The following is a 24,865-nucleotide window of genomic DNA, read 5'->3' on the forward strand; positions in this document are numbered from 1 at the left end:
GCCCCGCCCGACGCTCCCGTCCCGGGAGGTCCTGTTCTCCGGGAACTTTCGACATCGCCAACGCTATGCCCGGAAACCGCCGCCGCCGTGGGCCCAGGGGCCCAATCCCTCACCGTCCCCGGCCCTGTGTCCGGCCCTGTGTCCGGCCCCGGAACCACAGGGCGATCGCCTCGCTGCGGGTGCGCACCCCGAGCGTGGCGAAGATCCGGTTGATGTGGTTCTTCACCGTCTTCTCGGAAAGGAAGCACCGGTCGGCGATCTCACCGTTCGACAGGCCCTCGGCGATCAGTTCCAGGATCTCGGTCTGCCGCGTGCTCAATCCCAGGTCCGGTGCCTCGGTGGGCTCCGGGGCGGGCGCCGGGGAGCCCCGGAGCGCGTCCAGCGCACCGACCGAGAAGATGCCCGAGCCCCGGGCCACCGCCAGAACTCCACCCACCAGGTCGTCCGGCTGGAAGGCGCCGTGCACCAGGTACCCGGACGCGCCGGCGTCCACCGCCGTGCGGATCACCTCGTGGTCCTCGGTGAACGTCAGCATCAGGACCTTGCTGGTGAGGGCGATCTCGGCGGCGGCACTGACCCCGTCCCGGCGCGGCATGCGCACGTCCAGCAGCACGACGTCGGGCTGCAGGGCCCGGGTGAGCTCCACCGCCCGCTCCCCGTCCCAGGCCTCTCCGACCACGTGGATGTCCGGGCTGGCGGCCAGCAGCCCGCGCAGACCCGCGCGGACGCTGCTGTTGTCGTCGACCACCAGGACCGAGACCGGCCTCACGGCTCGACCTGCCGGATCTCCAGCGAGGGCAGCAGGTGCACGTCGGTCAGCGGGGCCCGCAGCACCACCGAGGTACCGCCTTCCGACCGCGACAAGATCCGGCAGGTCCCACCGATCTCCTGCAGCCGCTCCCGCATGCCCCGGATCCCGAAATGCCCCTCGGCCTCCCGGGAACCGATGATGCCGAGATCGAATCCGGGCCCGGAGTCGCACACGGTCAGCACCGCGAACTCCTCGTCCGGCTCCAGCCGGACCTCGACCGGGCCCTGCGGAGCGTGCCGCCGGACGTTCTCCAGAGCCTCCTCCAGGGCGGCCAGCAGTTCGTAACGGGTGTCGGCCCCCAGCGGCTGGATGGCCTCCAGCCGGACGCAGAGCCGGCGTTCGTGCTGAGCCCCCCAGGCCCTCAGAAAGTCGCCCAGCACCTCGTGGAAGTCCCGGGACGGTTCGTCGGTGCGCATCCGGGTCAGCAGCGTGCGGGCCTCCTGCACCGCCTGCTGCGCACTGACCGCCAGATCGGCGGCGACCTGCTGGGCCCGCAGGCCGTCCTGCTCCACCCAGCTGGGCAGGGCGGAGGCGCCGAAGGCGATGCCCTGCAGCGACTTCGCCAGCGAGTCGTGCATCTCCCGGGCCAGCCGGGACCGCTCGTCCTGGGCCGCGGCCGCCTGCACCCGGATCGCCAGCTCCCGCTCGGCCACCTGCTGGGCCTGGTAGATCCGGGCCACCGAGCGGCCGATCCAGACCAGGCAGAGGAAGGCCACCGGCAGCCCGTACAGCAGCAGGAACGGCGTTGCCGAGTCACCCGCGTGCTGCCGGATCGCGGCCGCCGCGTAGGTCAGGGCCAGACACGGGCCGAGGATGCAGGCCACCGGGAGCGGGTAGAGCAGGCCGATCAGGAACGCCGTGCTCAGGGCGGCCAGGGCCAGCGGGCTGTCCACACCCAGCACGCCGAGGACGGCGACCACCAGCAGCACGTCGATCAGGGCCAGCAGCGGGTGCCGGGTGAGCAGGCCGAGGAACTGCGGGTAGAGCACACCGGCCAGGCTGCTGGCCCCGAGCAGGAAGATCGCCAGCAGCAGCCGGCCGGTCAGCTGCTCGCCGACCAGCCCGACCAGCCCCACGCCGATCGAGGCGAGCCGCACCAGCATGGCCAGTTTGACGCTCTGGATCAGGTCGCCCGAGGCCGCCGGGTAGAAGGCGGAGTGCACCCGCGGGTGGGCCGCGCCGACCATCAGGAACCCCCCAGCAGGGAACCGAAGTCGACGTCCGACCCGAGGAAGAGACCGACGAAGATCAGCACCATGATCGCCGGGACCAGCAGCAGGCTGGTCACCAGGGTCACCCGCGGGGCGGCCTGCGCGGCCCGGCGGCGCATCCGCTGGGCGTTGCTGCGGCGCATCTCGACCGCGATCTGCTTGAGCGTCTGGGCCAGCGGGGCGCCCAGTTCCTCGGACTGCAGGAAGGCGGTGACGAACTGGGCCAGGGCCTCGGAGTCGTTCCGGTCGCGCAGCTGGGTGAAGGCCGAGCGGCGGCTGGCCCCGTTGGCGATCTGGTTCAGGGTCAGCGTCATCTCCTCGGCCAGCGGCCCCTGGTAGCGCTGGGCCACCCGCAGCAGCGCGGGCCGGAAGGCCACCCCGGCCGAGACCGTGACGCTGAGGATGTCCAGGAAGTCGGGCAGGTCCTGGTCGAGGCGCTGCTGCCGCAGGCGCCGGGCCCGGGAGAGCCGGGCCAGCGGCATGATCACGACCAGTACCAGGGTGAGGCCGACGGCGAGGAACTGACCCAGCAGCAGGCACAGCAGGGCGACCGGGCCGAAGATCAGGATCCACATGCCCGCGGTGCGCAGCACGGTGTCGGCGGTGGCGCCGTCCGGGCGGCCGGCCAGCGTGACCTGCCGGTCGAGCCAGCGCAGGCCCTGGGTGCCCAGCAGCGCCCGCAACGGCGGCACCAGCGGTCCCGCCATCCGGTACAGCGGCCCGCCGCCGGTGGCCTTCTGCTGCTGCTCCCGGCTGAGCAGGACCAGGTCACCCACGTCGAGACCCTCGATGTCGCGCGAGCGCAGCAGCCGCCAGCCACGGAAGAAGAGCAGCACCGCGGCCAGCGCCAGCACGCCCGGCACCAGCGCGGTCACGACTCGACCCGGGTCAGCTTGCGGATCATCGTCAGGCCGACCGCGAACAGCAGGCCGGAGACCGCCAGGGCGGCCTGACCGACCAGGACGGTGGTCATCTCCCGCACCGACCCGGGGTAGGCCAGGTTCATCCCGACCAGCACCAGGAACCCGAGCACGATGATGATGTAGCCGGTGGCCACCGACTGGGCCAGCGTCGTGCGCACCTCCCGCCGGGTCTCCTTGCGGGTCTCCAGGGTGTCGGCGATCTCGCGCAGGGCCTCCACCAGCGAACCACCGCTGCGGGCACTGACCACCAGCGTGGCGGCCAGCACGCCGACCTCCCGGGAGACCAGCCGCTCCTGCAGTTCGCCCAGCGCGGTCTCCAGCGGCACGCCGAAGGCGACCCGCTCGCTGATCCGGCGCATCTCGGTGCGGGCCGGCTCGGCCAGCTCGGCCCCGGCCACCGCCACCGCGGTCGAGATGGACAGACCGGCGTTGGTGGCGTTGGCCAGAACCCGGGCCAGCTCCGGCATCTGGGTGACGAAGGCCTCGAGCCGCCGCGCTCTCTCACGACTCAGGTAGGCGCGCACCGCGACCAGCCCGGAGGCCACTCCGACCACTCCGAAGAGCGGGGCCAGCAGCACCCAGAGAGCGATCGCGGCCACCACCGCGACCCCGACGCCGGCCCCGAAGACAACTACGGGACGCCGGTCAAGACCGGCCAGCACCATCTCGCGTTCCAGCCGACGCCCCAAGGAGGTCGCCCGGAAGACACGGTCGGCCCGGTCGAGCCGGGCGCCCCCGGCGTAGTAGTCGTCGCCCATCACGGCCTGGACCACCTGACGGCGCCCGGCCGACACGGACAGGAACTGGGTCACCCCGGCCAGGAAGGCTCCCGCCGCGAGGACGAGGAGCAACAGGATCAGCAGGTACACGCAGACCTCACCTCAGCTCGATCGGCTGGGTACTGGGACCGAATGTGCTCCGTCGTCCGGCCCGGCGCGGCGAGGCCGGTTCGCCGAAGCCGTCCGGAACCCGTTCCCCCCGCTCGGCCAGCCGTTGGGCCAGCGCCGGAGGCAGCGGGTAGCGCACGAACGCACCGCGCTGGCCCGGCGCCGCCCCGGGGGCGTCCGGTTCCCAGCGCATCAGCGGCACCACGCTGAACGGCTCCTGCCGGCGCGAGGTCAGATAGCCGACCTCGGTGACCCGGCGGGTGCCGTCGGCCTGGCGGTTCAGCTGAACCACGATGTCCACCGCGGTGTTCACCTGGTCGCGCAGGGCCTCGAACGGGATCCGGACCTCGCTCATCGAGGCCAGGGTCTCCAGCCGCGACAGGGCGTCCTCGGAACTGTTGGCGTGCACGGTGGTCAGCGAGCCGTCGTGGCCGGTGTTCATCGCCTGCAACATGTCCAGCGCCTCGCCACCACGGCACTCCCCGACCACGATCCGGTCGGGCCGCATCCGCAGCGAGTTCCGCACCAGGTCGCGGATCGTGACCGCGCCCTGGCCCTCGACGTTGGCCGGCCGGGTCTCCAGCTGGATCACGTGGTCCTGCTGCAGCGCCAGCTCGGCCGCGTCCTCGATGGTGACGATCCGCTCGTGCCCGGGGATGAAGGCCGACAGGGCGTTCAGCATCGTGGTCTTGCCCGACGCCGTCCCGCCCGAGACCACCAGGCTCAGCCGGGCCCGCACGCAGGCCGCCAGCAGGTCGGCGGTGACCTGGTCGAGGCTGCCCCGGGCCATCAGCTCGGACAGGCCGTAGGCCTTGGGGAAGAGCCGGATGGTGACCGTGGGCCCGGCCAGCGCCAGCGGCGGCAGCACCACGTTGACCCGAGCCCCGCGGGGCATCCGGTGATCGGCCGGGATCCGCGCGTCGACCATCGGGCTGGACTCGTCCACCCGCCGGTTCACGGTGGACACGATCCGGTCGATCGCCTGCAGCAGCTGCTCGTTGTTGGTGAACCCGGAGGGCACCCGCTGCAGCCGGCCGAACCGCTCGACGTAGATGGTGTCGTGTCCGTTGATCATGATCTCGCCGACCGACGGGTCGGCCAGCAGGGGTTCCAGCACGCCCAGGCCGACCGACTCGTCGACCACCCGGCGCACCAGCGACGCCCGCTCACGGGTGCTGAGGATCACGCCCTCACGGGAGACCAGGTGCGCGAGAACGCGTTCCAGCCGGACCCGGCGCTGGGAGATCTCCAGCCGGCCGAGCTCGCGCAGGTCCACCTCCTCGAGCAGCAGGCGCTTGAACCGCTCGATCAGCATCTGGTCGGCATCGGCGCCCAGACCGGCCCCGGCCGCCGGCTCGCGAGTGCCGCCGAGCTCGGCCGGAGCCACGAAATCCCGGTAGGACCTCACGGCATCACCACCTCCCGGGTGATCCGGAAGGTGGGCATCGGCGCCACCCGCGGCACCTGCACGGTCAGCCGCACCCCGTGCCCGGGCCCGGTGGTCTGCACCGAGGCCACGTCCAGGGCGCCGGGCAGCGCGGCCTCGGCCGCGGAGGCAGGGTCCTGCCCCAGGCTGTAGGCCCGGGCGGCCTGCCGGGTGGCCTCGTTGGCCGAGGTCATGGCCCACATCGCCACGGCCGCCTGGAACACGTACAACCCCACCACCAGGACGATCGGCAGCAGCACCGCGATCTCGAGCGAGGACTGCCCGCGCTCACCACCGGGCCGCCTCACGGTTCCATCACCACGGTGCGGCTGGTCTCGACCCCGCCGGGGAACGAGGCCGTGCCCGGAACCACCATCGGCACCGGCAGATTCACCGTCACGGTGCTGCCGGAGGTACTCACCGAGAGGTCACCGGCGAGACCTCCGGGCACCCCGGCCCGCGCCGCCACCGCCGGGTCCTGGCCCACCGAGACCGCCCGGGCCGCCGCCGAGGCCGCGTGCCCGGACCAGACGAACGTCATCCCGAAGAGCACCAGCTGCCAGATCACCAGCAGGGTGAACAGCAGCACGGGCAGGGTGCCGACCACCTCGATGGCGGCCTGCCCGTCGTCCTTGCCGCGGCGCCGGGAGCGGCCCTTGACCGGCTCGGCGGCCACCGCCGGGGCGCCCGGCGCCACCTGCACCTCGTGGCCCACGGCCCGCAGCGCCTTCCACCACACGTCGTCGCGCAGTTCCAGCGGCGAACGAGAATTGATGACGGGTTCCAGTCGCCGGAACATCGCGGGGAGCCCCGCGCTGAGAACCGGTGCGCGGGTGAGCTGGCGGATCGTCTCGGCCGACACGCTGGACTGCCGGCTGACGCGGTTGACCAGCACGTGGAGGTCGCTCTCCTTGCGCACGCCCAGCCCCTCCCACTGGGTGATCGTGCGCCGTAGGCCGCGCAGGGCCAGCACGTCCGGCGTGGTCAGCATGACCACCTCGTCGGCCAGCTCCACCGCGGCCGCCTGCACCGGCGTCACGTGCGCCCCGGCGTCCACGACGACCAGGTCGTACTCATGCCGCAGCACCGCGAACACCTCCCGCAGCGACTGCGGGTGCACCGCCTCGATGTCCCGCACGTCGGCCGGGGCCAGCAGCAGCCCGAGCCCGCTCTCGTGCAGCACCACCGCGTCGGCCACGGCCTGCGCCGACAGATCTTCGGAGACCTTGGCCACGTCAGCCACCGAGGTACGGTGCCGGACCTCGAGAATGCCCGAGACGTCGCCCTTCTCCAGGTCGAGGTCGACCAGGCAGACCCGGTGCCCGGGCAGGTTGCGCAGCACGTCCAGGGCCAGGTGGGTGGCCACCGTGGTGGTGCCCACCCCGCCCTTGGCCCCGGCGAAGGCGATCACCCGGGCCCGGCCCGGGCCGCTGAGCACACCGGCGTCCCGGGGAGCGGCCAGGATCCGGCGCATCTGCTGAGACCACTCACCGGCCGCCGTGATCCGGGCCCGCAGGTCCTCGTAGGCCGGCGGGAACGCGACCACCCCGCGCGCCCCGACGTCCATCGCCATCGTGAACTGGCTGGTGTCGGCGCTCGCGGTCACCACCAGCAGGGCGCAGCCGGGCCGGCGCAGCGACAGGTCGCGCACCGCCTGCAGGGCCGGGTCCGGGCCGAGCTGGTCGTGCACCAGCACCACGTCCGGCTCCAGCCGCAGCACGGCGGCCACCAGCTCGCTCGTGGTCTCCACCACGAACTGCACCTCCACGCCGTCCATCTCGCCCAGGGCGGCGCGCAACTCGTAGGCCACCGACTGGTCGGCGGCACCGATCACCACGCTGATCATCAGTTAGTCCCTTCCGGAACCGCTTTCCCACCGAGCTGTTTGGCGTCGAAGCGGTCCTGCTCACCGCTGCGGTCGGCGTTCTCGTCGGTGGGCAGGCCGACCAGCCGGACCTCCTGGGCGAAGGCGTTGGCGTAGGTCACCGCCAGCGCGTCGTCCGGCTTCAGGGCCAGGGTCACCGGCACCACGTCGGACTGCCCCACTCCGCGCTCGTCCTCGGTGGTCACCGTCTGCTGCCCGCCGATCGAGACCACCCGCACGTCCCGCACCAGCACCTGGACCTGCTTGGCCAGGCCGTTGACGTCGGCGAAGACCGCGTAGATGTCCACCCGGTCGCCCGAGGTCACCCGCCCGCCGATCCCGGTCACCGGGTCGACGTTGATCGCGATCTCCCGCTCGTCCGGGTTCAGGTCGGAGACCGCCAGCAGCATGTCCGCGCTGATCGTGGTGCCGGTCTCGACGTTGAAACCCACCTTGCGGCCGAGCAGGTCGGCCAGTTCCTGCCGGCTGGCGGCCGAGGTCCAGCGCTCCGGCACCTCGACCGGCTGCAGGTTGGCCTCGCTCAGTTCGGTGTAGGCCGGGATCTGGGCCTTGGCCTGGTACACGGTCACCTTCGCCCCGACCTCGCTCTCGACGTTCGAGGTGTAACTGGCCACCATCACGAAGACGGTGATGCCGAGCAGGGCGGCCAGGAGCATGAACAGGACGCCGCGGCGCTGGCGGGGGTTCAACGGAGACCTCCGGAGGTCGAACGGGACGGGGAACCACCTACGCCGGAGGCGCTCTCGGTGTGGACCCGACAGAATGGGCAGATCGCCGCGATCTGCTCGAGCCCGCAGGCCCGGCACCGGGCCGACGGGCGGGCCAGCAGGTCGGCGGGGCGGGCCGGCAGCGCGGCCAGCTGACCGGCCCGGGCCGTGCCGTAGACCGATTCCCAGCGGCCCGGAAGCCGAACCGGGCGGACACTCACGGAACCGGCCAGCCGGGCGAGCTGCTCGGCCACCGGGCCGGGCACGCCCTCCTCCTCCATCAGCAGCACCTGATCACCGGACGACCGGGAGAAGGCTTCCGGGACAACCTGGTTGAACACATGAGGATGGTCTCCCTGGCGTACCAGGAAGCCGGGACCGGGCAACAGCGAGCGCAGATGCTGACTCATGCTCGGGGCCGGGCGCCCGAGCCTGCTCACCGAGGCCGTCCAGGCTCCCGACCAGGAGTGCCCCAGCAGCGTGCGGGCCAGTTCGTGGCCCAGGGCGGGCTCCTCGGTCACCGACCGCGCGAAAGTCAGCGCAGACAGGATGGCCAGCGGCGCCTGAGGGCTGTACAGGCCCGCCAGTTCCATCTCCGGCAGGTGCCCGGCTGCGAGCGTGACCTGTAGAGACACGCGTTCGGCGAGGGCCTCGGGGGCCGCGACGGAGACGTAACGGTGCCCGATCCGATGCCGGATCTCCTCGATCGAGGAGACCACCTCGTCGACCGCCACCACTTCCACGCCACCCACCGACGCCCGCGTCGATCCAGGATCCGCAACCACGAGACAGGACCACATACGCTCGGAACCCCACCCTTGACGGCGATCACTCACCGTTTCGACTATGTACGCTCTACGCCCCCCGGCGTTCCCACACCATAGAACCTGATTCGGCCTTTGTGCACTCTCAGTGAAGGTAGTCACGTCATATGCCGGAACTTCATAACTCGTGGTTAGACATCTCTTACGAGTCGTCCGACAACTGAACAGGAGTCCGAATGAGAACGACTACGCTCCGCTTACACGTCGACGGGCGTGACGTGGCCCCGCTCCGGCTGGCCGACAGCTACTGGCGCCGCGCCCGCGGCCTGCTCGGCACCCGGTCGATCCCCGGCGCACTGCTGCTGCGACCGGGCAACAGCGTGCACGGGATGGGCATGCTGTACGCGCTCGACGTCGCCCTGCTCGACGACGAGGCGACCGTTCTGCACGTGCTCACCCTGCGACCGTTCGGCCTGACCCGTCCCCGCCCGGGCGTGCGTCAGGTACTCGAGGCGAACCGAGGATCGTTCAGCCGGTGGGGACTTCAGGTAGGCAGCCGAATTACCGCCCACGACAATGGAAATGGCCGGTGACGTCCCTCCGAAGTCACCGGCCACCATCCCCCCGGGCAGAACATACCGCACCCGCGCACTCCCGAAGACCGCCCTAACCAGGGGTTTTCACCCTGGTCAAGCCGAACCGGAAGCTTCTCGGCCCCTTCCTGACCCTACCGAGCAGCACCGGATTCCTCCGGCACCGCCCCCTTGTCGACAACTGTAGGGATACAAGCCGCCGCTGCACACTTTCCGTGAACGACATCACGCCGTCCGAGGGAACCCGGTCACCACCGGTGGTGAATGTCGAACACGATGTCGAAATTCGGACGCAGGTCCGAAACGGTTCACCTACCTTCGGGTCAGACCTCAGGGCAGGAGCAGGATCCCGAAGAGCGCCGCCAGGATTCCCGCGAGGACGAACGAGATCGAGCCCCGCCGGTCGAGCGCGAGCACCTGGACCTGGAAGTGCTGGGGATCGGACGGGTCGTACCAGACCGGCACCCGCTTGCCGATCACCGGCGTCACGACGGCGAAGCCGGTGCGGCGTTCGGCCACCACCGTCTCTCCGTGCCGGGTGGTGAAGCGCACCACCGGACGGCGGTTCGAGGCGCCGATCACACTGCGCTCGCCGATCACCTCGCCGACCACCTCGGGCCAGATCCGCCGCACCTCGTTCTGCCGGCTGCGCCGCAGCAGCCCGGCGCCCAGGCAGAGCAGAAAGAGCACCCCGACCACACTCCGGGCCAACAGCATCGGTCCAGCGGTGTCGTACATGGGAACTCACCCTAGGCCAGGCTGAGTTCCCGCCCGGGAACGATGCCCCACGCCGTCGCTCGCCCGGCCTCCGTCTCGAGGATCCAGGCCGACCGCAGCCGGGGCCGGCCGAGCCGGTGGGGCCGCATCGGCGCCACTGCCAGCACCCGGCCGTCGCGACGCACGTAGACCACGTCGATCGCGAACCGCATACCGAAGGTGTGCACACCCGAGCCCGGGCGCAGCACCAGGCCGGTCGCGATCCCGTCCCGCCCCAGCAGTCCTTTCGAGCGCGCGGCGTAGCTGACGGCCACCTCGACCTGAGCCACCGGCACACCGTCCACCGACAAAGTCTCCACGAACGTCCTCACATCGGGTCCAAAGGTAACAATCACGCGAATCGCCACCATGTAATCGTCCGGTACGGCACAGTGACCAGTGATGAGCCTGATCGTTCGTCGCCCTGATCGCGCAGCGCTCCCGGACGCCGGCCCGTCGTCGATCCGGTACCTCGCCGTGCTCACCGGCAGCTGCCTGGTGGTACTGGTCACCGTGGTGCTGACGCCGGTGCTCGGGCACGGTGTGCGCAAGGCCTTCTGCGGCAACGGCGACACGGCCTGCGCAACGCCGGTCATCGCCGCCGCGGCCGAGACCCGTTGTCAGGTACTCAGCCACGCCGACGTGGTGCCCGACGACGCGGTGCTGTTCACCGACGACCTGGGCAGTTCCGGACGGTTGACGCTGAGCCGCACGGTGGACAAGAACGCGGTGGTGCACTGGTTCGTCCGGCGCGACAACGTTCCCGGTTCGGTCCGCGGGGGTGAGCTCACCGAGTTCCCCACCGAGAGTGCCGCCCGCGCGTACATCACCGCCGCCCAGCACGAGCCGGTCCGGCGCCGGCTGCGGAGCGCCGATCCCACCGGTCTGCTGGCCCGGATCGCCGAAAAGGTGGACGGGCACCCGTTGCCGGGCGAGATGGTCCGGCAACCGCATGCCTACTTCGTCGACGCGGGCTCGGCCCCGGATCTCGCGGCCCAGGCCCGCTCGGCGGTCGGCGGCGGCATCGTCGGGGGCGGGGTGGCCGGGGTCGCAGAGGTTCGGGTCACGCAGGAGAAGCAGCCTTCCACGACGATTTTCGTCGAGCTGACCGAGAAGGCAGGCGAATCCTTCCGTCTGGGAACCCCCGGATCCGCAACCACGGTGGCCGGGGTGACCTTCGACCGGTTCGGGCGGGCGCGGTACCTGGTGATCGAGACGGCGGGTGGGTTGCGGGGGTGGCTGAGCGCGTCGGCCGGCACCCCGGAACATCTGCTGGGCACGCTTTTGGACGTCGGTGAGCCCGAAGGCTCGGATCTCACCTCCGATTCGGTCGAGTCGGAGGAACCAGAGGAACCGGCACCGTTCGTCGGGCGGGCCACGATCCGGATCGATCTGCTGAGGAGCGAACCCGCCGGCGCGGCCGCCGACGTGCTGCACTGGCTGGGCGTGCCGTTACTGCTCGATCTGGGCCAGGGCTCGGAGCTGGAGGAAGGTCAAGATCCCGTCCAGCGCCTGTACGCCCTGCTCGACGCCGGGGCGCCCGGCACCTCGGTCACGGTCAGCGCCTACCGAACTGCCCAGAACGCCTCGCCCGAGGTAGGTCTGGGCATGCTCGGTGGGCTCACCGTCCGAGGCGCCCTTCCCGGCGACGACTTCTACTATGCGCCCGGCCAGGGTCTGGTCAGGTGGCAGACGTGCGCATCCTGACCGGGCTTTCGCTGGCCGTGCTCCTGCTGGCCGGCTGCTCAAGTGATCCCGGACCCCCTCCCGGGGCGGAACCCATGAACGACGGCCGTACCCAGGTGTTGCCGTTGTCCGGGCTGGACCACTACACGGTCGGCACCGGAGCGCTCAGTTTCGAACTGCCCAGCGACGTCGACTACTCACCGGAGACGTCGAGCGCCGCTGCGAACGAGACCGGCGCCGCCCGGGTGCGGGTCTGGCGGGCCTCCGCAGAAGGCGGCTCCTGCGTCGTGATCGCCGGCGAGAAGCTCGACTACCGGGGCACTTTTCCGGCTGCCGCGATCGCCACCTTCTCGGCCGGCCGCGAACCGGGCGGGCAGATCGAGCAGAACGAGCCGATCGACCCGGTTCCCGGCACCCTGGCCGGAGTGCGCCAGAGCAGCCGCTACCCGATCGTCCCCGGTGATCTGTACGGCCCCCAGGGCGCCCTGTTCGTGCGCCAGTTCCTCACCGAGGAGTCGACCTTGATCTCGCTCAACGTGGCCGGCCCGGCCGACGCCGTCGAGTCCTGCCGGCTCGAGGAGATCGCCTCCACCCTGCGGCCCGGGGGTGCCTCGTGAGCAGCGGGGCCGAGCCCGGGCGACCGATTTTCCCAGGGCCACAACCGATCACCGGCCAGGCCCCGATCGTGCCGGTGGAGAGCCGGCCGGTGCCCCGCGAGCCGCACGACACCCAGCCCACCCGGATCCTGCGGCAGACCGCCCGCCGCGCCCAGCCGGCCCCGGCGCCGCCCCCACCGCCTCCGGCCCCCGAGCCGTCCGAACCGCCGATCCGGGTCCTGCTGGCCGACGACCTGAACCTGTGGCGCGAGGAGAACGGGCCGGCCGGCCTGCTCAACGTCTCGTCGGCCACCCGTCTCGGCCTCCTGGAAGACCTCACCTCCGACGGAGCCCGGCTGCTCATGCTGTGCGGCGAGTCCGCCGAGGCGGCCGTCACCCGCGAGGCGGCCCTGGCCCGGGCCGCTCTCGACGTGGAGATCACCGTGGTCGCCCTGCCGAACGGCCCGCTCGGGCAGTACGCCGTGGCCCGCATCAGTGAGCAGGCCCTGGCCGTGGCCGGACGGCCGTCGTCGCTGGTGGTCTCGGTCTTGCCCACCCTGGCCGCCGAACTGGTGAACGTGGCCGTGCTGCACAGTGTGACCGGGCTCGACCTTCCCGGGGTCGGGGTGGGCCACCACCTGGCCTCGATACTGCCCGGCCAGCGCCAGTTCGCGGTCCAGGTCACACCGCGCCCGATCGTGCGCTCACTGTCGAAAGACCTGGTTTCAGAAGGCTTCACCCGCGCCGCCTTCGGCTCCGCCGAGACCCGGGTGCTGATCGCCGGCCCGCACAGCATGCCCGCACCGCTCCAGGCCCTGACCGGGGTGAGCGACGTGCCGCACCGAGTGCGCACCGAGCTCGACCTGCCCGGTTTCTGGGGCGACGACGAGGCCACCGAGATCGTGGCCGTGCCCCGTGACCCGGCCGCCTGGATCGCGCAACGGGTTCCGCTGCAGCCGTACTCACCCTGCGACTGGTGCGGGGCGGCGCTGGTCGCCGCGGCCCCGCGCTGCGTGTTCTGCGGCTACCAGGTGCCTAGCCGATGATCTCGATCCGCAGGCTCTCCCGCACCGCGTCGAGGATCTCCTCGGGCGGGCCGACCGCGGCCACCATGACCGGGAACGGCCAGGCCTCGAGGATCTCCAGCTGCATCGCGTCGGCCATGGTGAAACAGTCGGAGTCGTGGCCGAGCTTGGCCATCGTGGTGTCCACCAGCCAGTGCGCCAGGGCGTCCTGCTTCGCCGGCCCGGGTGCCGGGCACTCCTCGAACGTGATCCGCGAGAGCGCTGCGGCCTGAGCTCTCTGGTCCTGCACGTCGGCCGGGCCGTCGATCACCTGACCGGGCGGAGCCAGCACCCCCACCTGCACCCCGTCCCCGGTTCCGGCGAGGTAGACGTCGCCGCACCCCAGGCCGCCGGAGTGTGGGTTCTCCTGCCAGTTGCGCTGGGCCGCGGCGCAGGCCGCCGCCGTCAGGTCCGGCTCCCAGCCGCCCAGGGGCGCGAACAGAACCCCTAGGCCCCAGGGAATCTCGTCCGCCGCCTGCAGGATGGTGGCGTCGCGCAACTGGTGGGTCGCGGCGACGGCGGCCGAGTCGGCGGCCGTCTGGGTCTGGGTCTTCTGCTCGGAGGCGCTGCCCACCTGGGCGAAGAGCAGACCCAGGAACAGCAGCGCGGCCACGACGAGGAGGAGGGCCGGCGCGATCTGACCCTCCTCCCCTTCAGGACGACGTCGGGACCGCACGGGATGCGGTGACTTCATCCGGTGCGGCCGCGTCGTCAGCCTCCTGCGTTGAAGATGTCGTTGATCTTGTTGGTGATGTTCGTGGCGATGGTCTGACCGATGTTGCTGGTGGCGATCGCGACGATGATGATCGCGACGATGACGACGATGCCCATGTACTCGGCCGCCGTCTGCCCCCGGTCCTGCCCGGCCCGACGTCCGCGCCCGACCGTCGTCGCGAGCAGACTCAGTAGCGCGCAGTAGACGCGAATCATCCTGCTCTCCCCTCGTTAGCGCCGAACGCTAACCCTCCGGCCCCCGCCCGGCGAGGGTCCGTGGGCCCAGCCGCGGGCCCAAAGTCCTTCAGCGGGCGGTGCCCACCCAGACCGCGACGGCCTGGGCGCGGGAGGTCACCCCGAGCTTGGCGAAGATCCGGTTCACGTGGTTCTTCACGGTTTTCGGGGCCAGGAACAGCTGGGCCGCGATCTCCCCGTTGGTGCGCCCGGCCGCCAGCAGGCGCATCACCCCGGCCTCCCGCTCGGACAACAGCGCCGCCACGGCCGGATCGGCGGCCGGAACCGACTCCGCAGGCGCGGGCGGACCGGCCAGGACCCGCACCACCGAGGCGCTGAACACCGAACCTCCCCCGGCTGCCGCCAGAATGTTCTGCACCACCGCGGTTTCGTCGAAAGTGCCGTAGACGAGGTATCCCCGGGCCCCGAGCTGCACCGCCGCCCGCACCGTCTCGTCCTCTTCGCTCGAGGTCAGCATCAGCACACAGGTGAAGGTGGCCAGCTCGGGAAGCACCTCCAGCCCCGACGTACCGGGCATCCGGACGTCCAGCAGCACCACGTCGGGGCGCAGCTCCCGGGCCAGCCGCAACGCCTCGGCGCCGTCTGCGGCCTCACCCACCAGGTCGGTGGCCGGCTCGGCACCGAGCAGCTGCCGCAGGCCGATCCGGATCACCGGATTGTCGTCGGCCACCAGAACCGTCACCGGGCGCACCGTCACGGCACCCCCTCGGCCAGCACCACCGGCTTCGGCTGCTTCGACTGTTTCGCCGGCTTCGGTGGACGGGCCGGCACCGCCAGCCGAACGGTGGTGCCGTTCCCCGGCGCGCTGAGCACCTTGAGCTTGCCGCCACTACGGCTGGCCCGTTCGCTCATCCCGACCAGTCCGTAGTGCCCCGGATGCCCGGCCGAGACGTCGAAGCCGCGCCCATCGTCCGTAATCTGCAGGACCACCTCGGCACCGGCAGCCGCCAGCGTGAGCGTGACCCGCCGGGCCTGCGCGTGCTTCACCACGTTGTGCAGTGCCTCGGAAGTGACCGCCAGCATGGTGTTCCGTCCGGCCGCGTCGGGCCCGGGCCGGGGAGTGCCGCGCTCGTCGTGCACCTGCACACTCAGCCGGTGTCCGGCCGTGGCCGCGGTGGCGCGCTCGCGCAGCGCCTCGACCAGATTGCGGTGGGGGTTCTCGCGCAGCCCCTGGATCACCACCCGGGACTGCCCGGCCAGGCCCTCGGCGGTCTGACCGATCACCCCGGCCGCCTCGCGGGCCGAGGTCAGGTCGCCCCGGTCCAACGAACTCTGCAACGTCCGGCTGAGAAGCCAGACCCCGTGCAGGTTCTTGGTGAGCGAGTCGTGCAGCTCGCGGGCCACCCGCAGCCGTTCTTCCCGCACCGCCGCGCTCCGCCGCAACCGCCACAGCTGCGTAGCCGTGCGCTCCTGCTCGTCGAGCAGCCGGCGCAGTGCCACCCCCGCCGGACCGGCCGCCAGCACCAGCGCCGGAAGGGTGATCGTGGTGTGGAAGTCGTTGCCACCCGGCACGTATCCGGTGCGGAACACCAGCAGCACCCCGTAGACCAGCGTGGCCCCCAGGCCGACGAGCAGCACCGGCCGGGCCCGGTAGGTGAGCCCGGCCAGCACGCCGCCGGCGATCAGGTACAGCACCATCGGCGTGCCCAGACCGGTCACCCCGAGCACGACCAGGGCAGTGAACTGGTCGAGCACCAGCACCAGCGGATGACGCCGGCCTTCGATCAGGGTCCAGTAACGCAGGGCCAGGTAGTTCAGCGCCATCATCACCAGCAGCACCCCGAGCAGGGGGCCGGCCGGATCGTGGTCGGCCCGCAGCGCCACCACACTCAGGCCCGGGGCCCCGATCCGCGGGATCAGCACGTACTGGGCCAGCCGGCCGACCGCGTCCGGCTCCGGAACCGCTGGCCGCCGGCGCATCACAACGAGCCGAGATCCACGTCGGAGCCCAGGAACAGGGCCAGGACGAGCAGGGTGACCACGGCGGGCATGATCACCATGGTGATGATCAGGCTGACCCGGGGCGCGGCCCGGGAGGCCCGGCGCCGGGCGATCTGGGCGAACTCCCGGCGCATGTCCCCGGCCAGCTGGTTCAGCGTGTCGGCGAGCGGGGCACCGAGCTCCTCGGCCTGGATCATCGCGGTGACGAACAGGCCCATCGTGGTCGAGCGGGGGTTGCGGTCGCGCAGTTCGAGGAACGCCTCGCGACGGTGCACCCCGATCTCCATGCGGCGCATGGTGCGGCGCACCTCCTCGGCCAGCGGCCCCTCCAGCGTCTCGCCCACCCGCTCCATCGCGGCCCGGAAGCCCAGGCCCGCGGTGACGGTGATGGCCAGGACGTCCAGGAAGTCGGGCAGTTCCTGCTCGATCTGCCGCTGCCGCCGCTGGGCCTCGCTGTAGAGCCACACCGAGGGGTAGGCCAGGAGCAGCAGGGCGGCCGGCCCGGCCAGGACCGGCAGCTCGCGCAGAACCAGCAGGAACCCGCCGAGCAGGGCGAGCACCGTGTAGGCGCCCTGCAGCTCGGCGAACCCGGCCACGTCCATCCCCCGGGGCTGCCCGGCCGCGGCGATCAGGTTGCGCACCTCCAGCCGCCAGCGGGGGCCGAGCAGGCCGCTGATCGCCGGGCCGGTGCGCCGGCCCAGCAGCCGGTAGATCCCGGCCACCAGCGGGATCCGGGCGCCCACCGGCCCGCGCCCGAGAACCGGCACCGATCCGGTGTCGGGCAGGGCCACCTCGGGCGGGGCCTTGAGCAGCTGCCAGCCGTACAGGCCGAACAGGTACACCAGCAGCCCGGTGAGCGCGAAGGTGAGGGCGTCGGGGTTCATCAGACGTCGATCCGGGTGGTCCGGCGGATCATCCAGAACCCGGCCGCGTACATCACCAGGGCGATCACCAGCACCACCTGGCCGATCAGCGAGGAGGTGACCTCGTTCAGCGTGCCCGGGGCGATCACGTTCATCATCAGCAGCGACCCGGCACCCAGGAAGAGCACGATCCAGCTGGTGAAGACCGCGCCGGAGAGCATGGTCCGGACCTCGCGGCGCAGGTCCTTGCGGGCCTCCAGGGTCTCCGACATCCCCCGTAGCGCGGTCACCACTGCGCCCCCGGCCCGGGCCTGGATGATCAGGGTGCGGGTCAGCAGGGCGAGCTCGCGGCTGGGCATGCGCTGCTGGAGGTGGTCGAGCGCATCGCTGAGCGGGGTGCCCACGTCGAGTTCGCGGGCCAGCCGGGCCATCTCCGAACCGGCCGGTTCCTCCAGATCCTCCCCGGCCATCCGGATCGCCGAGCGCAGCGCCAGCCCGGCCGAGGTGGCGTTCGACAGCACCCGCGCCACCTCGGGCAGCTGCCCCACGAAGTCCTCCCGCCGGCGGGCCTCCCGGCGGTCGAGCACGGTCAGCGCCAGCCGCACCGCGGCGGCCGCCGCCAGCACGGCGAACCACCAGCTCAGCAGCTGGGCCGAGAGCAGGTAGGTGACCACCGCCAGGCCCGCCAGGGCCAGCCAGATGTCGGCCATCCGCCAGCGCACCCCGGCCCGGTCCAGCCGCATCTGCAGCCACCGGCCGTGGGCGGTCCGCCGCAGCCGCCCGTCCAGCCGGTTGATCCAGCGGTTCGACGAGCGTTCCACCGTCTCCAGCGCGGTGCGCTGGGTCAGCGCCTCGCGTTCGTTGGTGCCGAGCACCCACTGCGCGTAACCCAGCACGGCGAGAGCCAGCACACCGGAAGCAGCCCAGAGGATCATCGCCGGTACTCCAGGAACTGCGGCGGGATCAGCTCCCCGCGCACGATCAGCCGGTCGGCCAGCGCGGCGGGCAGCCGGTGCGGCACGAAACGGCCGACGACCACCCGGTCCGCCCCGGTCGGCTCGGCCTCGAAGTGCATCAGCCGCTCCAGCCGGTACTCCTCGCGGCGCTTGGAGGTCACCGCGATCACCTCCACCACCCGGCGGGACCCGTCGCCGAACCGGGAGAGCTGGATGATCACGTCGATCGCGTTGTTGATCTGGTCGCGGATCGCCGCGAACGGCAGTTCCAGCTCGCTCATCGTGGCCAGCGTCTCCAGCCGGGACACCGCGTCCTGGGTGGAGTTGGCGTGCACCGTGGCCAGCGAGCCCTCGTGGCCGGTGTTCATCGCCTGCAGCATGTCCAGGGTCTCGCCGCCGCGGACCTCCCCGACGATGATCCGGTCGGGGCGCATCCGCAGGCTGTTGCGCACCAGGTCGCGGATCGTCACCTCGCCCCGGCCCTCGATGTTCGAGGGCCGGGCCTCCAGGCTGACCACGTGCTCCTGCTCCAGCCGCAGCTCGGCCGCGTCCTCCACAGTGATGATCCGCTCGTGGGTCGGGATGAACGCCGAGAGCGCGTTCAGCATCGTGGTCTTGCCGGTACCGGTGCCGCCGGAGATCAGCACGTTGAACCGGGCCCGCACCATCGAGGCCAGCAGCAGCGCGGTGGCCGTGTCCACGGCGCCGATCTCGGCCATCCGGTGCATCGGGATCGGTGCCGGGAAACGGCGGATGGTCAGGGTGGGCCCGGTCAGCGAGAGCGGCGGGATCACCACGTTCACCCGCTCCCCGCCGGCCAGCCGGGCGTCCACCATCGGGCTGGACTCGTCCACCCGGCGGTTCACGGTCGAGACGATCCGGTCGATGGTCTGGTAGAGCTGCTCCTCGCTGGCGAAGGCGAAGGGGGCGCGCTCCAGCCGGCCGGCCCGCTCGATGTACACGTCTTTCGGCCCGTTCACCATGATCTCGGTGACCGACGGATCGGCCAGCAGCGGTTCCAGGACGCCCAGGCCGAGCGAGTCATCGATCACCCGGCGGATCAGTTGCGTGCGCTCGGTGCCGGAGAGCATCGGGCCCTCGCGGCTGAGGATCCGGGCCAGCACCCGCTCCAGCCGGGTGCGCCGCTGGGCCGGGTCGAGCGACGAGAGCTCGTTCAGGTTGAGCTCTTCCAGCAGCGCCCGGCGGTAGCGCTCGACCAGCGCCTCGAACTGCCGGGCGGCGTCCTGGCCGGCACCGCGTTCACCGGCCGAGCGCAGATCTCTCAGCCCCATGGCGGCGTCGCCTGCTCCCGCTCGAACCAGGCCGTGCGGGCCACTTCGGGGCCGGAATCCAGACCAGGGACGATGATGGGCATCTGGAGAGTGACTGTCACCGAAGGGCTCTCCCCACCATTGAGAGTCACACTCATCCCCGCCTCCAGCCAGTCCGGCACCGACCGCTGGGCCGAGGCCTGCGGGTCACCGTCGCCCTGACTCACTGTGCGGGCCGCCGCCCGGGCCGCCGAACTGGCCGCCTGGACCGTGGTGGCGGCCACCGTGAGCTGGAGCGCGGCGAACAGACCGAGCGCCAGGTAGGGCACCGAGCCGAGCAGCTCGATCGACGCCTGCCCCCGATCGCCTCTCAAGGCAACCGCCCCTCGAAACGCATCTGCGCCGTGGCGGTGGCATTCAGCGCATCACCGAAAAGGGCGGCCACGCCGGGGATGAAGGCGGGCGTGACCACCTCCACCGTGACCTCGGCGTCGGGATCGCCCCAGCGCGGATCGCCGCCGGCCCCACCGCCCAGCGTGACCTGCGCCCCCTCCTGCCAGGCGCCCGGCAGCTCTTCCCGGGCCCGTGCGTCGATGTCGCCGAAGCCCTGCTCGGGCGAGACCGACACCCGCGCCGCCGCACTCGCCGCATGCCCGGCCAGCACGTGGCTGTAGCCGATCAGCACGCCCTGCACCAGGCAGGCCAGGAGAATGCCGAGAACCGGCAGCAGGCCCATGAACTCGACCGCTGCCTGGCCCGCGTCGCGCCGCCGGGCGGCCCGGCGGCCACTGCCGCCTGCCTCGGCCGGCTGCCGGACCCCGAGCGACTCCGCCACCCGCACCAGGGCGCGGCGCGTGTCCCGGTCGACCAGCCGCTGCGGTTCACCCGTGTTGGCGGCCGCCTCGAACGACCGGAACGAGGCGGGCACGCCGAACTCGCTGATCGGCAGCCGGGCCAGGCGGGCGGCCAGGTCGGGCTGCACCTCCACGCCGCGCGAGATCCGGTTCAGCAGAACCGTGACGTCCTTCTCCGGACGCAGGCGCAGCCTCTCCCACAACTGGGCGGTGCGCCGGCACCCGCGCATGCTGAGAACATCGGGCGTGGCCACCAGCACGGCCCGGTCGGCGATCTCCACCGCACAGGCCCCGGCCGGGGTGAGCACGCTGCCCACGTCCATCACGACCACGTCGAACCGGGACTTCAGGGCCCCGATCACCGCCCGGCCGACCGCCTCGGTGATCTCCTCGCCGCGCTCGCCCTCACGCGGGGCCAGCAGCACACTCAGGCCGGAGGAGTGCCGGAACAGCACGTCGTCGAGGGTCTGCCCGGAGATCTCGCCGACCAGCCCGATCAGGTCGGTGATGTCGCGCCGGTGGCTGATGTTCAGCAGGGTAGCCAGGTCTCCGCTCTGCAGGTCCAGATCGACCAGGCAGGTGCGGCGCCCCGCGGCGGCGGCCTCCAGGGCCGTGTGCAGAGCGAGCGTGCTGGTGCCGACCCCGCCCTTGCTGCCGGCCAGCGCCACCACGTGCCCACTGCCCAGCATCCGGGCGTTGTCACCGGCGATGTGGCTGCGCACGATCCCGGCCCAGGAGGCGGCACTCTCGATCCGCTGCCCGAGGTCGTCGATGGTGAACCCGAGCGGGGCGATACTGCGGGCCCCGGCCTCCATCGCCACCCGGAACAGTTCCGGGTCGGAGGTGGAGGAAAGCAGCAGGATGCCGACGAACGGGTCCTGCCGGGCGGTCTGCCGGATCAGGTCGAGAACCGGCACCGGTCCAAGTGTTTCGGAGACGATGAGTACGTCGGGGCGGAAACCGGCCACCGCGTCGGACACCTCGTGCGAGGTGGAGCAGACGTGGACCAGCTCGTCGCCCAGTTCCTCGGCCACCGACGAAACCCGTTGCACGGTGACCTCGTCCGCGCTACCGAGCAGCAACCGGCGGTTCACGGCCCGTTCCCCCCGGCTTTCACCGGCTTGAGCAGCTTGTCCCCGTCGAGCACGTCGGCATTGCCCGGCGGGCGCGAGCGAGTGCCCGGCGCGACCAGCGCCAGCCGCACCTTGGTGGCGAAACTCTCGGCGTAGGTGACCTTCAGGCTGTCCTCGCGATCGAGCGCGAACGTCACCGGCACCACCTCGTTCTGCTCGAAGTCACCGGCCTCGGCATCGGGTGAGTCGACCCGCTGCAGCGCACCGATGGCCAGCACCTGGGCATTGCTGACGATCACCCGGGCCTGGTCCTGGTCCTCGCTGGCGCCCTGGGCATCGGTGCTGCGCACACTGAAAGTGCCGTAGATGTCGACCAGGTCGCCCTTCTGGATCTTCCCGGCCACCCCGGTCTCGGCGTCGATCAGGATGGCGATCTCGCTCTGGCCGGGCTTGAGCTCCGGCGGCGCGGCGGCCATCCCCTCCTGCAGCATCGCCCCCTGCGGGATGTCGGCGGTGGCGACCAGGCCGCGGGAGGTGTCGAACGACTGGATCGCCGCCTCGGGCAACCACTTCGAGGGCAGCTCGACCTCCTCGACCTGGTCACCGGTGATCGGCTGGTTCTTCTCCACGTCCTCGGTGAAGCGGTAGCTCGTGGTCATCGGCCCGACCCGGCGGCCGATGTCGGTGACGTAGCCGGCGATCATCACGAACACCGCGATCGCACCGAGTACGGCGACCCCCATGAGCAGCACACCGCGCCGCTGTCGCGGATTCATCCCTGCCCTCCAGCGCGAGAACCACCAGGTTGGGCCCCCTGCTGGGCCCGGCCGGGCCCACCTCAGTGACCTTGGGTTGAAGTAAGGTAACAGAGAATTGTGTCGTTAAACGGGCAATACCGGAGAATCGGTCATCGGTCGTTACCTGCGCGCCACCCCTCGCAGCGCCCGGACACCCCTGTCCCGGCGCTGGTGGTCGTTCCCCGAGGACGAGGACGCGGCCGAGGCCACGGCGGCGCGCATCCTGCTCGGCACGGCGGTCGGCCTGGCCACCACCGTCGTGGCGTTCCTGGTGCCGCAGACCCTGCTGGTCGCAGTGGCGTTCGGTACGGCCGACTACGCCACCGGCCGGGCCGGCGGGCCGGGCTTCACCCTGCTGGCCGTGCTGGTGGTGGTCTTCGCCTGTGGCGCAGGATCTTTGACGGCGGCGCGGGAGTTCCGCCGAGCCGAGCTGAGTCAGCTCGACAGCATGCGCACCGCGGTGCTCCCGACCGGGCTGCTGGCCCTGGGGATCGCCGCGCACGGAGGGCTGAACGGGTCGGGCTGGCTCGGCGCCGGTCTGCTGCTGCTGGCCACCGGGCCGGCGATCGTGCTCTGCGCCCGGATCGGCGCCCGCACCTGAACCCCCAGCCGCAAGTCGTCCATTCGGCCCATCTCAAAAGAACCCGAACAGAGGACGAGGGGAGCCACCTCGCGGAGGTGGCTCCCCTCGTCCTTCAATCCGGTTTCTAGTTCTTGCTCAGGTCCTCGAGGTACTGCTCCAGTCCGGCCACCACCATCATGTGGTCCTCCACCTCGGGCAGCCCGGACACGGTGACCGTGCCGACCACGCCCACACCGTGCACGTGCACCGGGAACGAGCCCCCGTGGGCCGCGTACTCGGCCGGGTCGAGCCGGAACCGTTCCTCGAACGTCTCGCCCGCCGCCAGCGACTGGCGCCCGACCAGCAGCGAGGACAACCCGAAGCGATCCACCACGGCGGCCTTGCGGCGGATCCAGGCGTCGTTGTCGGCGCTGGTGCCGGGCAGGGCGTAGTGGAACAGCTGCTGGCCGTTGCGGCGCAGGTCGACCGTGACCGGGGCGCGCCGGGAGGCGGCGAGCTCGACCAGGATGATCCCGATCTGCCAGGCGTCGTCGTTGTCGAAGCCGGGCAGCCGCAGCCGTCGCTCCTGATCCTCCAGTTCCTCGATCAGGGCATCCAGCTGTTCGTCGTTCGCCATGCTCACCAGTCTTACCTTCCCGGTCGCCAGACGACCAGCGCCGTAGAGGTGACAGGCCGCCGCGGCCGCCGGCCGGGTGGCACCGCCACGATGTCGCCCCCGGGCTCGGCCGCGAACACCCGCCCGCTGCTGCGCAACTTGGCCTGGGTGAGCCGCAGCTCCTCGAGCAGTGCGTCGAGGCGCCCCTGCAGGGCCCGGTTCTCGTACTCCAGCTCGAGGATCCGCTTGATCCCGGCCAGGTTCACGCCCTCTTCCTGCGAAAGCCGTTGCACCTCGCGCAGGGACGCGACGTCGCGGGCGGAGTAGCGCCGCCCCCGGCCGGCCGACCGGCCCGGCGTCACCAGGCCGAGCCGGTCGTACTGGCGCAGGGTCTGCGGGTGCATCCCGGCCAGCTGGGCAGCCACCGAGATGACGAAGATGGGCGCGTCCGGATCGACGTTGAACTGCACGTCCGCGGCCTTGCCCTGGTCTGTCATCGCCGGGCCCTCCGTGTGCTACCGCTTAACGGTTCTCGTCCAGATGAGCGAACAGATCGGCCCGCGGGTTCTCGTTCCCGGTGGCCTCGGCGAAGGTGCGCAACGCCTCGCGCGCCTTGCCGTCGACCCGCTGCGGCACCGCCACCTGCAGGGTGACCAGCAGGTCGCCGGTGCGCTTGGCGGTCTTCACACCCCGGCCGCGGGCCCGCAGGGTGCGCCCCGAGGGCGTGCCCGCCGGCACCTTCAGCTTGACCCGGGCGCCGTCCGGGGTGGGCACCTCGATCTCGGTGCCGAAGACGGCCTCGGGGAAGGTGACCGGGACGGTGAGCCGGACGTCCGGGCCGTCCAGGGTGAAGATCGGGTGCGGGGCCACCGAGACGGTGACCCACAGGTCCCCCGGCTCGCCCCCCATGTCCGAGGCCTTGCCCTTGCCGCGCAGCCGCACCTTCTGACCGTTGCGGACCCCGGCCGGGATCCGCGCGGTGATGTTGCGCAGCCCGGCCTGCGGGTCATCGACCCGGAGGTTGAGCTGGGCCCCCTCCATCGCCTGCCGGAACGTCAGCGTGGCGGTGGCATTGAGGTCACCACCGCGCATCGGGCCGCGCGGGGGACGGTACTGCCCGTTGCCACCGGAACTTCCGGGCGGGAAGAGACCGCTGAGCATGTCCTCGAAGATGGGCGACTCGGTGCCGCCGCCGTAGCCGCCGGTGTTGTACCGGACCCGCTGCTGCCCCGCGCCGGCGCCGGGCATGCCGCCCGCACCGCCGAACAGGTTGCCCAGCAGGTCTTCGAAGCCCGCGCCGCCACTGCCGCCCGCAGCCGGCCCACCGCCGCCGGCCGTGAACCGCGCGCCTCCGCGGGACATCGCCCGGATCGCGTCGTACTGCTGGCGCTGCTCCGGGTCGGACAGCACGGCGTACGCCTCGCCGACCTCTTTGAACCGCTTCTCCGCCGCGTTGTCACCGGGGTTGGCGTCCGGGTGATGGGTGCGGGCGACCTTGCGGTACGCCTTCTTGATGTCCGCAGGGGTGGCGTTCTGCGGCACACCGAGGACGGAATAGAAGTCCTTTTCGAACCAGTCCTGGCCCGCCATGTCTCTCTCCTAGCGCCGCCTGCCCGACCGGCCCGCCGGACGCTGGATCAGCGCCCGGCGGGCC

At 71.7% G+C, this 24,865-nt stretch carries 29 protein-coding genes; 5 read left to right on the top strand and 24 right to left on the bottom strand.

Annotation, left to right across the window (positions count from 1 at the left end):
* Positions 1 to 109 precede the first annotated feature (109 nt).
* From LWF15_RS02165 to LWF15_RS02205, 9 genes are all read right to left on the bottom strand, one after another.
* The gene (locus LWF15_RS02165) at positions 110 to 769 is read right to left on the bottom strand and encodes a response regulator (RefSeq protein ID WP_232808611.1); all 660 of its coding nucleotides are present in this window, start codon (positions 767 to 769) and stop codon (positions 110 to 112) included.
* A complete protein-coding gene (locus LWF15_RS02170) occupies positions 766 to 1,998 on the bottom strand; it encodes a sensor histidine kinase (protein ID WP_232808612.1) in 1,233 nt (410 codons plus the stop codon). The genes LWF15_RS02165 and LWF15_RS02170 overlap by 4 nt, the downstream gene beginning before the upstream one ends.
* On the bottom strand, positions 1,998 to 2,897 hold the full coding sequence (locus tag LWF15_RS02175; protein ID WP_232808613.1) for a type II secretion system F family protein: 900 nt from the start codon (positions 2,895 to 2,897) through the stop codon (positions 1,998 to 2,000). Before LWF15_RS02175 ends, LWF15_RS02170 begins: the two co-directional genes overlap by 1 nt.
* A complete protein-coding gene (locus LWF15_RS02180; RefSeq protein ID WP_232808614.1) occupies positions 2,894 to 3,814 on the bottom strand; it encodes a type II secretion system F family protein in 921 nt (306 codons plus the stop codon). The genes LWF15_RS02175 and LWF15_RS02180 overlap by 4 nt, the downstream gene beginning before the upstream one ends.
* A gap of 7 nt (positions 3,815 to 3,821) precedes the next feature.
* Positions 3,822 to 5,147 (bottom strand): CpaF family protein, encoded by a 1,326-nt coding sequence (locus LWF15_RS02185; RefSeq protein ID WP_269809518.1) that lies wholly within the window; start codon positions 5,145 to 5,147, stop codon positions 3,822 to 3,824.
* Positions 5,148 to 5,236: 89 nt separating this feature from the next.
* Positions 5,237 to 5,566, bottom strand: a complete 330-nt coding sequence (locus tag LWF15_RS02190) for a TadE/TadG family type IV pilus assembly protein (protein WP_232808616.1) — start codon at positions 5,564 to 5,566, stop codon at positions 5,237 to 5,239.
* The gene (locus LWF15_RS02195; protein ID WP_232808617.1) at positions 5,563 to 7,104 is read right to left on the bottom strand and encodes an AAA family ATPase; all 1,542 of its coding nucleotides are present in this window, start codon (positions 7,102 to 7,104) and stop codon (positions 5,563 to 5,565) included. The genes LWF15_RS02190 and LWF15_RS02195 overlap by 4 nt, the downstream gene beginning before the upstream one ends.
* Positions 7,104 to 7,832, bottom strand: coding sequence for a Flp pilus assembly protein CpaB (gene cpaB / locus LWF15_RS02200; RefSeq protein WP_232808618.1), 729 nt, complete (start codon positions 7,830 to 7,832; stop codon positions 7,104 to 7,106). Before cpaB (LWF15_RS02200) ends, LWF15_RS02195 begins: the two co-directional genes overlap by 1 nt.
* Positions 7,829 to 8,593, bottom strand: a complete 765-nt coding sequence (locus tag LWF15_RS02205; protein WP_232808619.1) for a hypothetical protein — start codon at positions 8,591 to 8,593, stop codon at positions 7,829 to 7,831. The genes cpaB (LWF15_RS02200) and LWF15_RS02205 overlap by 4 nt, the downstream gene beginning before the upstream one ends.
* Positions 8,594 to 8,850: 257 nt before the next feature.
* Here LWF15_RS02205 and LWF15_RS02210 point away from each other — a divergent pair, with 257 nt between their 5' ends.
* On the top strand, positions 8,851 to 9,207 hold the full coding sequence (locus LWF15_RS02210) for a DUF192 domain-containing protein (protein WP_232808620.1): 357 nt from the start codon (positions 8,851 to 8,853) through the stop codon (positions 9,205 to 9,207).
* Between the two features lie 330 nt (positions 9,208 to 9,537).
* On the opposite strand, the gene LWF15_RS02215 is transcribed toward LWF15_RS02210, so the two are convergent.
* Together LWF15_RS02215 and LWF15_RS02220 are read right to left on the bottom strand one after the other, a co-directional pair.
* The gene (locus LWF15_RS02215) at positions 9,538 to 9,945 is read right to left on the bottom strand and encodes a DUF3592 domain-containing protein (protein WP_232808621.1); all 408 of its coding nucleotides are present in this window, start codon (positions 9,943 to 9,945) and stop codon (positions 9,538 to 9,540) included.
* 11 nt (positions 9,946 to 9,956) lie between these two features.
* Complete coding sequence (locus LWF15_RS02220; RefSeq protein WP_232808622.1) at positions 9,957 to 10,283, bottom strand: DUF192 domain-containing protein; 327 nt, start codon at positions 10,281 to 10,283, stop codon at positions 9,957 to 9,959.
* 82 nt (positions 10,284 to 10,365) lie between these two features.
* On the opposite strand from LWF15_RS02220, the gene LWF15_RS02225 reads away from it, so the two are divergent.
* The 3 genes from LWF15_RS02225 to LWF15_RS02235 all read left to right on the top strand — a co-directional run bounded on the left by LWF15_RS02225 (position 10,366) and on the right by LWF15_RS02235 (position 13,291).
* Complete coding sequence (locus tag LWF15_RS02225; RefSeq protein ID WP_232808623.1) at positions 10,366 to 11,670, top strand: hypothetical protein; 1,305 nt, start codon at positions 10,366 to 10,368, stop codon at positions 11,668 to 11,670.
* Positions 11,658 to 12,266, top strand: coding sequence for a putative periplasmic lipoprotein (locus tag LWF15_RS02230; protein WP_232808624.1), 609 nt, complete (start codon positions 11,658 to 11,660; stop codon positions 12,264 to 12,266). The genes LWF15_RS02225 and LWF15_RS02230 overlap by 13 nt, the downstream gene beginning before the upstream one ends.
* Positions 12,267 to 12,334: 68 nt before the next feature.
* Positions 12,335 to 13,291, top strand: a complete 957-nt coding sequence (locus LWF15_RS02235) for a hypothetical protein (RefSeq protein WP_232808625.1) — start codon at positions 12,335 to 12,337, stop codon at positions 13,289 to 13,291.
* Here LWF15_RS02235 and LWF15_RS02240 read toward each other — a convergent pair.
* The 10 genes from LWF15_RS02240 to cpaB (LWF15_RS02285) all read right to left on the bottom strand — a co-directional run bounded on the left by LWF15_RS02240 (position 13,281) and on the right by cpaB (LWF15_RS02285) (position 22,012).
* Complete coding sequence (locus LWF15_RS02240; protein WP_269809422.1) at positions 13,281 to 14,003, bottom strand: pilus assembly protein TadG-related protein; 723 nt, start codon at positions 14,001 to 14,003, stop codon at positions 13,281 to 13,283. The two genes, LWF15_RS02235 and LWF15_RS02240, sit on opposite strands and share 11 nt — an antisense overlap.
* Positions 14,004 to 14,020: 17 nt before the next feature.
* The gene (locus tag LWF15_RS02245) at positions 14,021 to 14,239 is read right to left on the bottom strand and encodes a hypothetical protein (RefSeq protein ID WP_232808627.1); all 219 of its coding nucleotides are present in this window, start codon (positions 14,237 to 14,239) and stop codon (positions 14,021 to 14,023) included.
* An 88-nt stretch (positions 14,240 to 14,327) separates the two neighbouring features.
* Complete coding sequence (locus LWF15_RS02250; RefSeq protein ID WP_232808628.1) at positions 14,328 to 14,975, bottom strand: response regulator; 648 nt, start codon at positions 14,973 to 14,975, stop codon at positions 14,328 to 14,330.
* Positions 14,972 to 16,198: a sensor histidine kinase gene (locus tag LWF15_RS02255; protein ID WP_232808629.1), complete on the bottom strand. Its 1,227-nt coding sequence runs from the start codon at positions 16,196 to 16,198 to the stop codon at positions 14,972 to 14,974. Before LWF15_RS02255 ends, LWF15_RS02250 begins: the two co-directional genes overlap by 4 nt.
* Positions 16,198 to 17,103: a type II secretion system F family protein gene (locus LWF15_RS02260; RefSeq protein WP_232808630.1), complete on the bottom strand. Its 906-nt coding sequence runs from the start codon at positions 17,101 to 17,103 to the stop codon at positions 16,198 to 16,200. The genes LWF15_RS02255 and LWF15_RS02260 overlap by 1 nt, the downstream gene beginning before the upstream one ends.
* Positions 17,103 to 18,017 carry a type II secretion system F family protein gene (locus tag LWF15_RS02265; RefSeq protein ID WP_232808631.1) on the bottom strand — a complete coding sequence of 305 codons (915 nt, stop codon included), beginning with the start codon at positions 18,015 to 18,017 and terminating at the stop codon, positions 17,103 to 17,105. The genes LWF15_RS02260 and LWF15_RS02265 overlap by 1 nt, the downstream gene beginning before the upstream one ends.
* Positions 18,014 to 19,330: a CpaF family protein gene (locus LWF15_RS02270; protein ID WP_232808632.1), complete on the bottom strand. Its 1,317-nt coding sequence runs from the start codon at positions 19,328 to 19,330 to the stop codon at positions 18,014 to 18,016. Before LWF15_RS02270 ends, LWF15_RS02265 begins: the two co-directional genes overlap by 4 nt.
* Entirely contained in the window at positions 19,321 to 19,683 is a 363-nt protein-coding gene (locus tag LWF15_RS02275) for a hypothetical protein (RefSeq protein WP_232808633.1), read from the bottom strand. The genes LWF15_RS02270 and LWF15_RS02275 overlap by 10 nt, the downstream gene beginning before the upstream one ends.
* The gene (locus LWF15_RS02280; protein ID WP_232808634.1) at positions 19,680 to 21,257 is read right to left on the bottom strand and encodes an AAA family ATPase; all 1,578 of its coding nucleotides are present in this window, start codon (positions 21,255 to 21,257) and stop codon (positions 19,680 to 19,682) included. Before LWF15_RS02280 ends, LWF15_RS02275 begins: the two co-directional genes overlap by 4 nt.
* Positions 21,254 to 22,012, bottom strand: coding sequence for a Flp pilus assembly protein CpaB (gene cpaB / locus LWF15_RS02285; protein ID WP_232808635.1), 759 nt, complete (start codon positions 22,010 to 22,012; stop codon positions 21,254 to 21,256). Before cpaB (LWF15_RS02285) ends, LWF15_RS02280 begins: the two co-directional genes overlap by 4 nt.
* A 292-nt stretch (positions 22,013 to 22,304) precedes the next feature.
* On the opposite strand from cpaB (LWF15_RS02285), the gene LWF15_RS02290 reads away from it, so the two are divergent.
* On the top strand, positions 22,305 to 22,634 hold the full coding sequence (locus LWF15_RS02290) for a hypothetical protein (protein WP_232808636.1): 330 nt from the start codon (positions 22,305 to 22,307) through the stop codon (positions 22,632 to 22,634).
* A 106-nt stretch (positions 22,635 to 22,740) separates the two neighbouring features.
* On the opposite strand, the gene LWF15_RS02295 is transcribed toward LWF15_RS02290, so the two are convergent.
* Genes LWF15_RS02295 through LWF15_RS02305 form a run of 3 tightly spaced genes read right to left on the bottom strand, consistent with a single transcriptional unit; the run spans position 22,741 to position 24,801 of the window.
* A complete protein-coding gene (locus LWF15_RS02295; protein ID WP_232808637.1) occupies positions 22,741 to 23,232 on the bottom strand; it encodes a heme-degrading domain-containing protein in 492 nt (163 codons plus the stop codon).
* 11 nt (positions 23,233 to 23,243) lie between these two features.
* Positions 23,244 to 23,708 carry a heat shock protein transcriptional repressor HspR gene (locus LWF15_RS02300; RefSeq protein ID WP_232808638.1) on the bottom strand — a complete coding sequence of 155 codons (465 nt, stop codon included), beginning with the start codon at positions 23,706 to 23,708 and terminating at the stop codon, positions 23,244 to 23,246.
* Positions 23,709 to 23,733: 25 nt separating this feature from the next.
* Positions 23,734 to 24,801 carry a DnaJ C-terminal domain-containing protein gene (locus tag LWF15_RS02305; protein WP_232808639.1) on the bottom strand — a complete coding sequence of 356 codons (1,068 nt, stop codon included), beginning with the start codon at positions 24,799 to 24,801 and terminating at the stop codon, positions 23,734 to 23,736.
* Between the last annotated feature and the right edge of the window lie 64 nt (positions 24,802 to 24,865).

It is taken from the genome of Kineosporia rhizophila (genome assembly GCF_021277265.1).
GTDB lineage: Bacteria > Actinomycetota > Actinomycetes > Actinomycetales > Kineosporiaceae > Kineosporia > Kineosporia rhizophila.

Coding starts and splice junctions, on each gene's coding strand:
- LWF15_RS02170 (WP_232808612.1), bottom strand. CDS start 1,998: ATGGTCGGCGCGGCCCACCCGCGGGTGCACTCCGCCTTCTACCCGGCG.
- LWF15_RS02185 (WP_269809518.1), bottom strand. CDS start 5,147: ATGCTGATCGAGCGGTTCAAGCGCCTGCTGCTCGAGGAGGTGGACCTG.
- LWF15_RS02195 (WP_232808617.1), bottom strand. CDS start 7,104: ATGATCAGCGTGGTGATCGGTGCCGCCGACCAGTCGGTGGCCTACGAG.
- LWF15_RS02210 (WP_232808620.1), top strand. CDS start 8,851: ATGAGAACGACTACGCTCCGCTTACACGTCGACGGGCGTGACGTGGCC.
- LWF15_RS02215 (WP_232808621.1), bottom strand. CDS start 9,945: ATGTACGACACCGCTGGACCGATGCTGTTGGCCCGGAGTGTGGTCGGG.
- LWF15_RS02225 (WP_232808623.1), top strand. CDS start 10,366: ATGAGCCTGATCGTTCGTCGCCCTGATCGCGCAGCGCTCCCGGACGCC.
- LWF15_RS02240 (WP_269809422.1), bottom strand. CDS start 14,003: ATGAAGTCACCGCATCCCGTGCGGTCCCGACGTCGTCCTGAAGGGGAG.
- LWF15_RS02245 (WP_232808627.1), bottom strand. CDS start 14,239: ATGATTCGCGTCTACTGCGCGCTACTGAGTCTGCTCGCGACGACGGTC.
- LWF15_RS02255 (WP_232808629.1), bottom strand. CDS start 16,198: ATGCGCCGGCGGCCAGCGGTTCCGGAGCCGGACGCGGTCGGCCGGCTG.
- LWF15_RS02260 (WP_232808630.1), bottom strand. CDS start 17,103: ATGAACCCCGACGCCCTCACCTTCGCGCTCACCGGGCTGCTGGTGTAC.
- LWF15_RS02265 (WP_232808631.1), bottom strand. CDS start 18,017: ATGATCCTCTGGGCTGCTTCCGGTGTGCTGGCTCTCGCCGTGCTGGGT.
- LWF15_RS02270 (WP_232808632.1), bottom strand. CDS start 19,330: ATGGGGCTGAGAGATCTGCGCTCGGCCGGTGAACGCGGTGCCGGCCAG.
- cpaB (WP_232808635.1), bottom strand. CDS start 22,012: ATGAATCCGCGACAGCGGCGCGGTGTGCTGCTCATGGGGGTCGCCGTA.
- LWF15_RS02295 (WP_232808637.1), bottom strand. CDS start 23,232: ATGGCGAACGACGAACAGCTGGATGCCCTGATCGAGGAACTGGAGGAT.
- LWF15_RS02300 (WP_232808638.1), bottom strand. CDS start 23,708: ATGACAGACCAGGGCAAGGCCGCGGACGTGCAGTTCAACGTCGATCCG.
- LWF15_RS02305 (WP_232808639.1), bottom strand. CDS start 24,801: ATGGCGGGCCAGGACTGGTTCGAAAAGGACTTCTATTCCGTCCTCGGT.